Here is a 12,421-nt window from a genome sequence, read left to right as displayed (position 1 = left end):
ATCAGGCGGCGAGGCGCAGGTTCTGCAACACGATCGGGCGCGCCCAACCGTTATCGAAGTCCAGCGCTTTTTGCTGCTCGACGATTTCTTCCGGCGGGAACGGCGGATAAGGTTTTTGCAGCAGGTCGAGATCGAACTCGGCAATCGGCAGGTACAGCGGCTTCTTCTGCGGTGCCGGGCCAGGCTCTGGCACCGGCTGACCATTGTTGATCACGATCGGACGGACCCAACTGCTGTCGAAGTCCTGCTGCTCCTGCTGAGCCTTGAGTTCTTCTGGCGGGAACGGTGGGAATGGCTTGTCCAGCAGATCGGTTTCGAACTCGGCGATCGGCAGGAACAGCGGCTCCGGCGGACGCACTTCGGTCTCGACCACGTCGCACTGACGCTGCTCGACGATGTGCGCGTGCAGCTCGCTGCCCAGGGTCGGTTCTTCCGGGCTGTTCAGGTCAACCGGTGGAAACGTGCCACAGGCCGGCACCACATCGCTCGATTGTTCGGCCAGGGCCTGGGCAAAGAAATCCTGCCACAGGTGACTGACGCCGCCCAATGCTTGAGTGTTATGACGGCTGAAGTCGCCCTTGGGCGAAATGTAGCCAATCGATGTGGGAAGAATGCCTGACATTTTTTTCGGTTGACGCTCAGCTCTGGCAAAATGCGCGTTGATTGGTTTATCGGCCACTTTTTGCCGATCCTTAACTTTTTTGAGCGTGTTTTCATGATTGAGCAACCCGCGGCCTGCCGCATCCATGTCCAGGCCCTCGGCCCGACGTTTGAAGCGCAGGCCGAGCAGTGGGCCGAGCGTCTGGACCTGCCGCTGCAGGTGGTCGACGGCGAGTTCGCTTTGCAGGTGGGCGAGCAGGGTTTGCAGCTGCAGCAGCTCGGCCCGGATGCGCCGGGACCGGTGCGGGTGGACTTTGTCGAGGGGGGCGCGGCGCACCGGCGTTTGTACGGTGGCGGCAGCGGGCAGATGATTGCCAAGGCGGTTGGCATCGCCCAAGGCGTGCGCCCTCGGGTGCTGGACGCCACGGCGGGGCTGGGCAAGGACGCGTTCGTGCTGGCCAGTCTGGGCTGCGAGATGAGCCTGATCGAGCGCCAGCCGTTGATCGGGGCGTTGCTGGAGGATGGTCTGGCGCGGGCGGCGGAAGATTTCGACGTGGCGCCGATTGTCGCGCGGATGAAGTTGCTCAAGGGCAACTCCATTGAGGTCATGTGCAATTGGCAAGGCGAGCCGCCGCAGGTGATCTACCTCGACCCGATGTTTCCGCACCGCGAGAAAACCGCGTTGGTGAAGAAAGAGATGCGCCTGTTCCGGCCGCTGGTCGGCGATGATCCCGATGCGCCGGCATTGCTAGAAGCGGCGCTGGCCCTGGCGACACATCGTGTGGTGGTCAAGCGCCCGCGCAAGGCGCCGTGCATCGAGGGACCGAAGCCGAGCCATGCGCTGGATGGCAAATCCAGTCGGTATGACATCTACCCGAAGAAAGCACTCAAGGCTTGATACCGAGTCGCCTCAATCGCTGGCAAGCCAGCTCCCACAAGTTTTTGTGTCGTTCGCACAATTTGTGTTCAGCACGATCAATGTGGGAGCTGGCTTGCCAGCGATGACGTCAGATCAGGCGCTAAAAAATCAGGGCCGATACGCCCGCATGAACAACCCCACCACTTCTTGCACATGACTCTCTGCCGCTTCTTCGCTCAGCGGCTCACCGCAGCAATACAGCAAACGAAAATTCCCCGCACCCTTGAGCAGGCAGAAAAAGTGCTCGGCGGCATTGCGCGGCAGGTCGATGCTCAGCACGCCGGTCTCGTCGATGCGTTTGAGTAGCCGCTCCATGCCTTGCACCATGCGCTCAGGGCCAGCGTCGAAGAAGATCTGCGACAGCTTCGGATCCTGCGTGCCCAGCGCCATCATCAAGCGATGCAAATTCACCGACTCGTCGCTGTTGATCAGCTGATGAAAGCCCCGGGCAATGTTCAGCAACACATTTTCCACGGGGATGCCGGCGGGCAATTCGAAGAACAGCGGCGGTAACTGCTCCTCGCATTTGGCCATTACCGCGGAGGAGAACAACGTCTCCTTGTCGTTGAAGTGGCTGTAAACCGTCAGTTTGGACACGCCAGCCTCGGCGGCGACCGCGTCCATGCTGGTGTTGGCGTAGCCGTGACTCAGAAACAGGGTTTTCGCCGCATCGAGGATCGCCCGGCGCTTGGCCGGATCCTTCGGACGGCCCGGGCCGTTTGGAGCTGAAAGATTGTTCGACATTCTTCGCTTTTAATACTGGACTGGTGAGTTTGCTATTAATACCATACCGGCCAGTATAAATATTCCAAGCACCATAAGCGAAAGGTCCGTCACCATGTTCCGCTATGTGTTGTCCTTTGCCGTGCCAGTCAGCCTGGCTGTTTTATTGTCCGCATGCGGTCAGGAAGAGGCGACGCCAGTCAGCATTCGACCGGCCATGGTGGTGCAGCCAGAGCCTTCAGCGCAGGCGATGGAAAGTTATCCGGGCGAGGTGCGCGCCCGTTACGAACCGGATCTGGCGTTCCGCATTGGCGGCAAAGTCAGCCGACGACTGGTCGAGGAAGGTCAGCGCGTGAAGGCTGATCAACCATTGGCCGAACTCGATCCGCAGGATGTGCGCCTGCAACTGGAAGCCACCCGTGCCCAGGTCGCCGCCGCTGAAGCCAATCTGAACTTGGTGCGCGCCGAGCGTGACCGCTACAAAACCTTGATGGAGCGGCAGATGGTCAGCCGTTCCGCCTATGACAACGCGGAAAACCTCTACCGCTCCGGCGAAGCCCGCCTCAAGCAGATCAAAGCCGAATTCAACGTCTCGACCAACCAGGCCAGTTACGCCGTGCTGCGCGCGCCGCAGGACGGTGTGGTGGCCAAGCGTTCGGTGGAAGTCGGGCAGGTGGTCGCCGCCGGGCAAACCGTGTTTACCCTTGCCACCGATGGCGAGCGCGAAGTGTCGATCAGTCTGCCGGAGCAGAGCTTCGGACGGTTCAAGGTCGGCCAGCCAGTCACCGTTGAACTGTGGACCCAGCAGAACCAGCGCTTCGCCGGGCAGATTCGTGAGCTGTCGCCAGCGGCCGATCCGAAATCCCGTACCTTCGCCGCGCGCATCTCGTTCACCAGCGGCAAAGTCCCGGCTGAACTCGGGCAGAGCGCCCGGGTGTTCGTGCAATCGGCAGACAGTGTGCCGCTGTCAGTACCGCTTTCGGCCCTGACTGCCGAGAACGGTGCGACCTATGTCTGGGTCGTCAGCGCCAACAACACCCTGAAGAAGACCCCGGTGCGTATCGGCCCGTTCGGCGAGAAAAGTGTGCCGGTGCTCGAAGGCCTCAACGCCAGCGACTGGGTGGTGGCAGCCGGCGTCCATGTGTTGCTCGATGGTCAGCAGGTGCGTCCCGTGGATCGCTCCAACCGAGTAGTCAATCTGGCGGACAAGGAGTAAGTCCCGATGCGCTTCAACCTTTCCGAATGGGCGTTGCGTAATCGCCAGATCGTCCTGTTCCTGATGCTTTTGCTGGCCATCGTCGGGGCCTTGTCCTACACCAAACTCGGCCAGAGCGAAGACCCACCGTTCACCTTCAAGGCCATGGTCATCCAGACCCGCTGGCCGGGGGCGACCGCGCAGGAAGTCTCGCGGCAGGTCACCGAACGCATCGAAAAGAAACTGATGGAAACCGGCGAGTACGAGCGCATCGTGTCGTTCTCCCGCCCCGGTGAGTCGCAGGTCACGTTTATTGCCCGCGACTCGATGCACTCCAAGGAAATCCCCGACCTCTGGTACCAGGTGCGCAAGAAGGTCAGCGACATTCGCCAGACCTTGCCGCCGGATATTCAGGGGCCGTTCTTCAACGATGAATTCGGCACCACGTTCGGCAACATTTACGCGCTGACCGGCGACGGTTTCGACTACGCGGTGCTCAAGGATTACGCCGACCGTATCCAGATTCAGCTGCAACGAGTCAAAGATGTCGGCAAGGTCGATCTGCTCGGTTTGCAGGACGAGAAGATCTGGGTCGAGCTGTCCAACGTCAAACTCGCCACCCTTGGCTTGCCACTGGCGGCTGTACAGCAAGCGCTGCAAGAGCAGAACGCGGTGTCCACTGCGGGGTTCTTTGAAACTGGCAGCGAACGTGTGCAGCTGCGGGTTTCGGGGAATTTTCAAACGGTCGAGGAGATCAAGAACTTCCCGATCCGCGTCGGTGACCGGACGTTCCGTATCTCCGATGTCGCCGATGTGCATCGCGGTTTCAACGACCCTCCGGCGCCACGCATGCGCTTCATGGGCGAAGACGCCATTGGCCTCGCTGTCGCGATGAAGGACGGCGGCGACATTCTGGTGCTGGGCAAAGCGCTGGAAGGCGAGTTCTCGCGCCTGCAGAAAAACCTCCCGGCCGGCATGCAACTGCGCAAAGTCTCCGACCAACCGGCGGCGGTAAAGACTGGTGTCGGCGAGTTCGTCCAGGTGCTGGTCGAAGCGCTGGCAATTGTGTTGCTGGTGAGCTTCTTTTCCCTCGGCGTGCGCACCGGCATGGTGGTCGCGCTGACCATTCCGCTGGTGCTGGCGATGACCTTCGCCTGCATGTATTACCTGGGTATCGGCCTGCACAAAATCTCGCTTGGCGCGCTGGTGCTGGCGCTGGGCTTGCTGGTGGACGACGCGATCATCGCCGTGGAAATGATGGCGATCAAAATGGAGCAGGGTTTCGACCGGATCAAGGCCGCAAGCTACGCCTGGACCAGCACCGCGTTCCCGATGCTCACCGGTACGCTGATTACCGCCGCCGGCTTCCTGCCGATTGCCACCGCGCAGTCCGGCACCGGTGAATACACCCGTTCGATCTTCCAGGTGGTGACCATCGCCTTGCTCGCGTCATGGGTGGCGGCGGTGATGTTCGTGCCGTATCTGGGGGAAAAACTGCTGCCGGATCTGGCGAAGATTCATGCGGCCAAACACGGCACGGCTGACGGGCAAGCCGATCCGTACGGCACGCCGTTCTATCAACGGGTGCGGCGTCTGGTGGAGTGGTGCGTGGCGCATCGCAAAACCGTGATCGTGCTGACGGTGGGGCTGTTCATCGCGTCGGTGATGCTGTTCCGTTTCGTCCCGCAGCAGTTCTTCCCGGCCTCCAATCGACTGGAGTTGATGGTCGATCTGAAGCTGGCCGAAGGGGCGTCGCTGGCCAACACCACGGCCGAGGTCAAACGCCTGGAAGCGCTGCTCAAGGATCACGCCGGCATCGATAACTACGTGGCGTATGTCGGCACCGGTTCGCCGCGTTTCTACCTGCCGCTGGATCAGCAACTGCCGGCGGCGAGCTTCGCCCAGTTCGTGGTATTGGCGAAAAACATCGAGGAGCGCGAGACCCTGCGCACCTGGTTGATCGAGACCCTCAACGAGCAATTCCCGGCCCTGCGCTCGCGGGTCACGCGTCTGGAAAACGGTCCGCCGGTGGGCTACCCGGTGCAGTTCCGCGTCACCGGTGAGCACATCGAAGAAGTCCGTGCGCTGGCGCGCAAAGTGGCGGCCAAGGTGCGCGAGAACCCGCATGTGGTCAACGTGCACCTGGACTGGGAAGAACCGAGCAAAGTGGTGTACCTGAACATCGATCAGGACCGCGCCCGGGCACTCGGTGTGAGCACGGCCAATCTGGCGAAATTCCTCCAGAGCTCGCTGACCGGTTCGAGTGTCAGTCAGTATCGCGAGGACAACGAACTGATCGAGATCCTGTTGCGCGGCACGGTGCATGAGCGTACCGAGTTGTCGTTGCTGCCGAGTCTGGCGGTACCGACCGATAACGGTCGCAGTGTGGCGTTGTCGCAGATTGCCACGCTGGAATACGGGTTTGAGGAAGGGATCATCTGGCACCGTAATCGTCTGCCCACCGTGACGGTGCGTGCCGACATCTATGGCAAGGAGCAGCCGGCGACGCTGGTGAAGCAGATCGCTCCGACGCTGGATCCGATTCGTGCTGAATTGCCTGACGGGTATCTGTTGGATGTCGGCGGGACGGTGGAGGATTCGGAGCGTGGGCAGAAGTCGGTGAATGCCGGGGTGCCGATGTTTATCGTGGTGGTGCTGACGTTGCTGATGGTGCAATTGCGTAGCTTCTCGCGCACGGCGATGGTGTTTCTGACGGCGCCGTTGGGGTTGATCGGGGTGGTGTTGTTTCTGATGGTGTTCCGTCAGCCGTTCGGGTTTGTGGCGATGCTGGGGACGATCGCGCTGTCGGGGATGATCATGCGCAACTCGGTGATTCTGGTGGATCAGATCGAGCAGGATATTGCTTCTGGTCTCAAGCCTTGGCAGGCGATTATCGAGGCGACGGTGCGGCGGTTTCGGCCTATCGTCTTGACGGCTTTGGCGGCGGTGCTGGCGATGATTCCGTTGTCGCGCAGTGTGTTTTTCGGGCCGATGGCGGTGGCGATCATGGGGGGGTTGATTGTGGCTACGGCTTTGACGCTTTTGTTTTTGCCTGCTTTGTATGCGGCTTGGTTCCGAGTGCGTCGGGAGGGATGAGGCTTTTTTGGACTTGGCGGCCTTTGGGCCGACCAGGTTCTTGGGGTTTTGGGTGTTTATCCGTTGCTTCGGGGGTTGCGGCTGGCGGTTTCGCCCTTACGGCGAGTCACTTTGGCAAACGCCGGAGTGCCGGCCCAGCCCAAAGTAACCAAAGGTCTTGGCCCCGGCGTACGGCCCTCGCCTAGGCTCGGGTTCCTTCGTTGCGGGGTTCATCCGGGGGCATCGCCTCCGGTTTGCTTCGCTGCACCTCCTCTCGATGTGTTTGGCTGCGCCAAACGGTCGCTGCGCTCCCACCCCCGGATAAACCCCTCCACTCAGCCTGCCGATGGGGCCGGCACGGCAAGATCAAGAGCTGCAGCCGAGCTAACGCTCATCCTGTTGAGTGGTGAAAAGCATGCGGTCTGCCTGGACTGCTTGGCTTTTTTGTGGGAGCGAGCTTGCTCGCGAAGGCGGCCTATGGGCCGACCAATTTCCAACAGACCGCACCCAATCCACCTGTGGGAGCTGGCTTGCCAGCGATGGCGGCCTGACAGCCGACCAGTCTCCAGCTGCCAACACCCATTCCCACTGTGGGAGCGAGCCTGCTCGCGAAGACGACCTGACAGCCGACCAATCTCCCACTGAATACACCCAATCCACCTGTGGGAGCTGGCTTGCCAGCGATGACGGCCTATGAGCCGACCAATCTCCAACTGCCTGCACCCAATCCAAATGTGGGAGCGAGCCTGCTCGCGAAGACGACCTGACAGCCGACCAATCTCCCACTGAATACACCCAATCCACCTGTGGGAGCTGGCTTGCCAGCGATGACGGCCTATGAGCCGACCAATCTCCAACTGCCTGCACCCAATCCAAATGTGGGAGCGAGCTTGCTCGCGAAGAGGTCCGCCCTGCTACCCAACATCTTTGGTCTTTTTAAAGATGTTCCAGATAACCAGAACCTTCCCATAAGGTTTTCAGGTTGCCCGTCGCAAGCGCGATCCCTAGCCTGAGTCTGTCGCTGCCAATTCACCGACCGGATCTGCAAGCCCGCCCATCATCTGCAAGTGATGGTGGTAACTCCACTTGAATAGTCAGGCGTTCCACCCTGTTCAAACACCCCCCGAATCCGAACCAGAATGTCCAAGCGACCCTGCACCTTACGCCTTCCTCGATTCGCGCAAGCTCCACGACGCCCTCGGTAAAACGCCTCCTCGATCAAGTCGATCCGCAAGGCTGACACGCAACAAAAAGCCCGCTGACCTTCACCGGTTCAGCGGGCTTTTGCGTGCAACGGCAAGAGTTACAAAGTGCCGAACACCTTTTTCGCCAGACCGGTCGCTGCAGCCGCCGGATTCTTGCGGATGGTTTCTTCCTGTTTGCCGATCATTTCGAACAGGCCATTGAGCGCTTGTTCGGTGACGTAGTTTTCGACGTTGGCGCTTTTCGCATCCACCACGCCCAGAGTCGCAGCCTGGCCGGCGAAGGCGTTGTACTTTTGCGCTACGCCGACTTTGTCGGTGGCTTGTTTGACGATGGGCAGGAATTTGGCGCGGATTTGTTCGCGGCTGGTTTTGTCCAGGTATTGGGTGGCCGAGTCGGTGCCGCCGCTGAGGATGCCTTTGGCGTCGGCCACGGTCATTTTCTTCACGGCGTCGACGAGGATCGGCTGGGCCTGGGTCACGGCGCTTTCGGCGGCCTTGTTCATGGCGGTTTCGAGTTCGTCGACCTGGGCGCCCATGCCGAAGGCTTTCATCTTGCCGGCGACTTTGCCGAGTTTGCCCGGCAGTTCGATTTTCACTTCCGGGTTGTTGCTGAAGCCGCCCGGGGTGCCGAGTTGTTTGACGGCGATTTGTGCGCCTTGGGTCAGGGCGTCCTTGAGGCCGCCGGTGGCGTCTTGTTGCGAGAGGTCGCTGAGCGACAGTGCCAGGGCGCTGGCAGAGATCATCAGGCCCGCGCACAGGCCGGCGAAGCGAAGGGTAGGGCGGAGCATGGCAGCTTCCTTGAAAGACAATTAGCGAATGGCGTCGACACGGATTTTCAGCGGCTGCGGATCGTTGCCGTCCAGTTGCACGGCGTGGTTCTCGGTGGTGATGAACATCAGCTCGCCGTTGACTTCGATGCGCGCGCTGACCGAGTAGCGGTGGCCGGGTTTGACCTGGGCCGGATCGTAACTCAAGTGGAACGGCAGCGGCACCTGGCCTTTGACCGGGCCTTTCTGCTCGTCGAGGACCACCGCCGGGGCGTCGGCCAGCGATACGTCCTGCAGGCTCACGCTCAACGTCGCGCTCGGTGGCAGGGCGATGCGTTGCAGGTAGAACACTTCACCGTCGAGGCCGACTTTGCCGGCGGGGGTGGTCGACTGGCAGGCGCTCAACAGGGTGGCTGCGGCGAGAAGGGTGAGTTTTTTCATCGGGACCTCTGAGGCAGGTGCGCCGGAAGAATCCCGGCGCCGATGGAAATCTAGCGGATTTTGCTTTCAGCGTCAGTGAACAAACGTAAGGGTTTTTCCAGCCACTGCGCCAGTGTCTGCATGAACCACCCGCGTTGTTCGCGTGGCGGCGGGCACAGTTCTATTCGACCGGGACTGACCGGAATACGCTGGTGGTAGCGATTTTCGATGCCGCTGAGTGCATAACGTTTGCCGGGAGTAACGCTGGCCGGGTCGTATCGCAGATAGAACGAAGTCGCGGTCTGTTCGTCATGGCTGACGCGCACCAGTTCAACTTCAGGGCTGTCGGCTTCATGCAGGCTGATAGTGACCGCTTCTTCGGTCGGGAAACTTTCCGGCTCTTGAGCTTCAACATACAACAGCCCGATCGGGCTCAAGTGCACAGTCTGGCGATGAGGCAGCGTGTTGACGATAACAAAGTGTTCCTGATCAAGCAGCAGGGGTTGGCGGTTGTGGAACATCCGCACAGTAATCCGGTACTTCACGCCGATATTGGTATGGGAATGGGCAAACTCGAACTTCCAGTCGCCTTCGAACAGTCTCGCGAAGCGCTGTTCCCTGGCGGGCGTCGCCAACTTCGGATTAACCACCTCGATACTGACAATGGTTTCATGTTCACCGTCGAAGGGGATTTGAAAGGCTGCAGGCAAGCTGAAGTTTAAAGTCACTGCCGAAGCGGGATCTTGTAACAGGCTCATCTCGATATCCTTATCGTGATTGTTTTAAAGAGCCTATTAATTCACGGATCAACTAACGGGGGAACCCGAGTGGTACCCCGTTAGTTGTCGGCAAGTTTCAGACTTGCGGTGTCACTGCCGTTTCCGCGGCATCTTCACTGCGATGCAGGGCCACTTGACGAATCGACAGACGAATCTCCGCCGGTAACACGCGTTTGGCCGCGCCCTCCGCCAGTTCGCCGAGCAGTTCGTGGTAGCTCAACTTGCCGGCTTCGTCGCGGCGCAGGACGTCGAGGTCGAGCATCGTCTGGATGAAATGACGGAACAGGCTCTTGTCGAAGAACTCCGGGGCATTCAGGCCGTGCAGGATCGACAGGCGCTGGGCCATGACCGTGCACAGGTCTTCCAGCTCTTCGGCGCTGATGCTGTTCTGCCCGGCGTTGAGCAGCAGCGAGACGGTCATGTAGAAGCGCTGCAGGGTCTGCGCGATGCTTTTCGACAGCAGGGTCAGCAGCACAAAGTGCCGCGAACTTGGAGCGGGGCGCAGGTACACGTCCTTTTCGAAACGCAGCAGGCCTTGCTCGACGAACGCTTCCAGCCATTGATCGATTACCGCGTCCAGTTCCTCCAGGCTCCAGCGGATGAACAGCTCCGACTGCAAGTACGGATACAGCGCGCGGGTGTAGCGCAGGATCTGCTCGCGGCTCATGCGCGAAGTGCTCTGGAAGAAGCTCGCCAGCAGCGCTGGCAAGGCGAAGATGTGCAGCACGTTGTTGCGGTAGTAGGTCATCAGGACGGCGTTCTGCTCGTCGAGATAGAGAATCTTGCCCAGCGCATCGTTCTGCTCGGACAGCAGGTCCATGTCCTTCACATGCTCGATCAGCGCGCGACCGTCGCCTTCGGGCAACGTGGTGTGCGGCGAGTAAGGGACTTTGCGCAGCAGCGCCAGGTACAGATCCAGCACCCGCGCCATGGCCCGATCGTCCAGCGCCAGGCGGGTGGTCGAGAGCAGCGCCAGCGCCACCAGATTGACCGGGTTAATTGCCGCCGCTTCGTTCAGGTGCTGCGCGACTTTCTCGCCGAGGCGGTTGGTGGTTTCGTTGAGCCAGGCCGGTTTGTACTGCGGGCCGAGTTCCTGCTGGCGCCAGTCCGGCTGTTCGCTGTCGAGGAACTCCGCGAGTTTGATCGGCTCGCCGAAGTTCACCGCGACTTGGCCGAAGCGCTGCTTGAGCGCGCCGATGACTTTGAAGATGTCAAAGATCGACTCTTTCTTCTTGCTCGCGCCACGCAATTCGCCGAGGTAGGTGCGACCTTCCAGCACGCGCTCGTAACCGATGTACACCGGCACGAAGACGATCGGCATCCGCGACGAACGCAGGAAGCTGCGCATCGTGATCGCGAGCATGCCGGTTTTCGGTTGCAGCATGCGCCCGGTGCGCGAACGGCCGCCCTCGACGAAGTACTCGACCGGGAATCCTTTGGTGAACAGGGTGTGCAGGTATTCGTTGAACACCGAGGTGTACAGCGGATTGCCCTTGAACGTGCGGCGCATGAAGAACGCGCCACCACGGCGCAGCAGGCTGCCGATCACCGGCATGTTCAGGTTGATCCCGGCGGCAATGTGCGGCGGGGTCAGGCCGTTGCGAAACAGCAGATACGAGAGCAGCAGGTAGTCGATGTGGCTACGGTGGCACGGCACGTAGATCACTTCGTGACCCTGGGCGACCTTCTGCACGCCTTCGATGTGGTTGACCTTGATCCCGTCGTAGATCTTGTTCCAGAACCAGCTCAGCACCACTTCGAGGAAACGGATCGCGGTGTAGGTGTAGTCCGAGGCGATCTCGTTGCCGTAGCGCAGGGCCTGGGCCTTGGCTTTTTCCAGGGAAATGTTCTCGCGTTCGGCTTCGTCGACGATCGCCTGCTTGACCAGTGGCTGATTGAGCAGACCCTTGACCAGATTGCGCCGGTGGGAAATGTCCGGGCCGATCACTGCCGCCTTCAGGTTGCGGAAGTGCACGCGCAGGATGCGCTGGGCCATGCGTACGGTGCGTTCGTGGCCCTTGTTGTGTTCAATCAGTTCGCGCAGGTGGATCGGCGCGGAGAACTGCACACGGGTCTTGCGTCCCAGAACGATGATGCTCAGCAGTCGGCGCAGACGCCCGGTGACGGCCCAGCTGTCGGCGAACAGCAACTTCCACGGACTATTTTCGCTGTCCGGCGACTGGCCCCAGAACACGCTGACCGGAATGATCTGCGCATCTTCGGCGGCGTTCTGCGTCAGGGCGCTGACCAGACGGGTCAGGGTCGGCGGTGCACCGCGCTTGTCCTGACGGCCGAGCCAGTCCGGGTCCGGCGTCAGGTAGAAAAACGCCGCCGGTTCGATCAACGGCCCCACCGACACCGGCAGCACCGGACGCGGCAGACCGGCCTTGGTGCACTCGGTGTCGACCACCGCCAGATCAGTCAGCGATGGGTTTTGCAGGACGTAGAACACCGGACGACTGCGGTCGAGGTTGAGGGTGAGCGACGACTGGTTGATCGTCTCGGAGCGAACCCAGAGGTACAACAGTCGGCGCAAGGTGCCAAACACAAGACGGCGGAACGGGGAACGGGTCATACGGCTTCTGCGTGAGTGAATAAAACCGAGCGTTTGCTCGGGCGGTCGACAGTTTGCCGTATTAGTCGAAAATCGGCAAAAAAGCGGCGAAGTAATCTCCTGTTGAGAGTTTTTGCGCCTGTCATATACTCGGCAATCTGTCGCCGGGGCCCTTTATGGACGT

9 protein-coding genes are annotated in these 12,421 nt (G+C 60.6%); 3 read left to right on the top strand and 6 right to left on the bottom strand.

Features of this window, described 5'->3' with window-relative positions; translation table 11 throughout:
* Position 1: 1 nt before the first annotated feature.
* The gene (locus AB1J88_RS15185) at positions 2–622 is read right to left on the bottom strand and encodes an energy transducer TonB (protein WP_430292693.1); all 621 of its coding nucleotides are present in this window, start codon (positions 620–622) and stop codon (positions 2–4) included.
* A gap of 93 nt (positions 623–715) precedes the next feature.
* On the opposite strand from AB1J88_RS15185, the gene AB1J88_RS15180 reads away from it, so the two are divergent.
* Entirely contained in the window at positions 716–1,498 is a 783-nt protein-coding gene (locus AB1J88_RS15180; protein WP_430291380.1) for a class I SAM-dependent methyltransferase, read from the top strand.
* A gap of 129 nt (positions 1,499–1,627) precedes the next feature.
* Here the strand turns inward: AB1J88_RS15180 and AB1J88_RS15175 are convergent, their stop codons facing one another.
* Complete coding sequence (locus tag AB1J88_RS15175; protein ID WP_041063295.1) at positions 1,628–2,263, bottom strand: TetR/AcrR family transcriptional regulator; 636 nt, start codon at positions 2,261–2,263, stop codon at positions 1,628–1,630.
* Positions 2,264–2,357: 94 nt separating this feature from the next.
* Between AB1J88_RS15175 and AB1J88_RS15170 the strand changes: the two genes are divergently transcribed.
* Together AB1J88_RS15170 and AB1J88_RS15165 are read left to right on the top strand one after the other, a co-directional pair.
* Positions 2,358–3,458: an efflux RND transporter periplasmic adaptor subunit gene (locus tag AB1J88_RS15170; RefSeq protein ID WP_430291379.1), complete on the top strand. Its 1,101-nt coding sequence runs from the start codon at positions 2,358–2,360 to the stop codon at positions 3,456–3,458.
* A 6-nt stretch (positions 3,459–3,464) separates the two neighbouring features.
* Complete coding sequence (locus AB1J88_RS15165) at positions 3,465–6,533, top strand: efflux RND transporter permease subunit (RefSeq protein WP_430291378.1); 3,069 nt, start codon at positions 3,465–3,467, stop codon at positions 6,531–6,533.
* Between the two features lie 1,282 nt (positions 6,534–7,815).
* On the opposite strand, the gene AB1J88_RS15160 is transcribed toward AB1J88_RS15165, so the two are convergent.
* The 4 genes from AB1J88_RS15160 to plsB all read right to left on the bottom strand — a co-directional run bounded on the left by AB1J88_RS15160 (position 7,816) and on the right by plsB (position 12,258).
* Entirely contained in the window at positions 7,816–8,505 is a 690-nt protein-coding gene (locus AB1J88_RS15160; RefSeq protein WP_086792179.1) for a DUF4197 domain-containing protein, read from the bottom strand.
* Between the two features lie 21 nt (positions 8,506–8,526).
* Complete coding sequence (locus AB1J88_RS15155; protein ID WP_003222082.1) at positions 8,527–8,925, bottom strand: YbaY family lipoprotein; 399 nt, start codon at positions 8,923–8,925, stop codon at positions 8,527–8,529.
* Positions 8,926–8,975: 50 nt separating this feature from the next.
* Positions 8,976–9,662 carry a hypothetical protein gene (locus tag AB1J88_RS15150; RefSeq protein WP_430291377.1) on the bottom strand — a complete coding sequence of 229 codons (687 nt, stop codon included), beginning with the start codon at positions 9,660–9,662 and terminating at the stop codon, positions 8,976–8,978.
* Positions 9,663–9,759: 97 nt separating this feature from the next.
* Complete coding sequence (gene plsB, locus AB1J88_RS15145) at positions 9,760–12,258, bottom strand: glycerol-3-phosphate 1-O-acyltransferase PlsB (RefSeq protein WP_041072371.1); 2,499 nt, start codon at positions 12,256–12,258, stop codon at positions 9,760–9,762.
* Between the last annotated feature and the right edge of the window lie 163 nt (positions 12,259–12,421).

The sequence above is a fragment of the Pseudomonas sp. S8 genome (genome assembly GCF_050473925.1).
GTDB classification, from domain to species: domain Bacteria; phylum Pseudomonadota; class Gammaproteobacteria; order Pseudomonadales; family Pseudomonadaceae; genus Aquipseudomonas; species Aquipseudomonas parakoreensis.
The sequence above is the reverse complement of the archived record's forward strand: the minus strand, read 5'-3'. Positions and strand labels throughout refer to the sequence as shown.

Excerpts from the sequence above, each read along its gene's own strand:
- AB1J88_RS15150 (WP_430291377.1), bottom strand. The coding sequence starts at position 9,662 with ATGAGCCTGTTACAAGATCCCGCTTCGGCAGTGACTTTAAACTTCAGC.
- AB1J88_RS15180 (WP_430291380.1), top strand. The coding sequence starts at position 716 with ATGATTGAGCAACCCGCGGCCTGCCGCATCCATGTCCAGGCCCTCGGC.
- AB1J88_RS15160 (WP_086792179.1), bottom strand. The coding sequence starts at position 8,505 with ATGCTCCGCCCTACCCTTCGCTTCGCCGGCCTGTGCGCGGGCCTGATG.
- AB1J88_RS15175 (WP_041063295.1), bottom strand. The coding sequence starts at position 2,263 with ATGTCGAACAATCTTTCAGCTCCAAACGGCCCGGGCCGTCCGAAGGAT.
- AB1J88_RS15165 (WP_430291378.1), top strand. The coding sequence starts at position 3,465 with ATGCGCTTCAACCTTTCCGAATGGGCGTTGCGTAATCGCCAGATCGTC.
- AB1J88_RS15155 (WP_003222082.1), bottom strand. The coding sequence starts at position 8,925 with ATGAAAAAACTCACCCTTCTCGCCGCAGCCACCCTGTTGAGCGCCTGC.
- plsB (WP_041072371.1), bottom strand. The coding sequence starts at position 12,258 with ATGACCCGTTCCCCGTTCCGCCGTCTTGTGTTTGGCACCTTGCGCCGA.
- AB1J88_RS15170 (WP_430291379.1), top strand. The coding sequence starts at position 2,358 with ATGTTCCGCTATGTGTTGTCCTTTGCCGTGCCAGTCAGCCTGGCTGTT.
- AB1J88_RS15185 (WP_430292693.1), bottom strand. The coding sequence starts at position 622 with ATGTCAGGCATTCTTCCCACATCGATTGGCTACATTTCGCCCAAGGGC.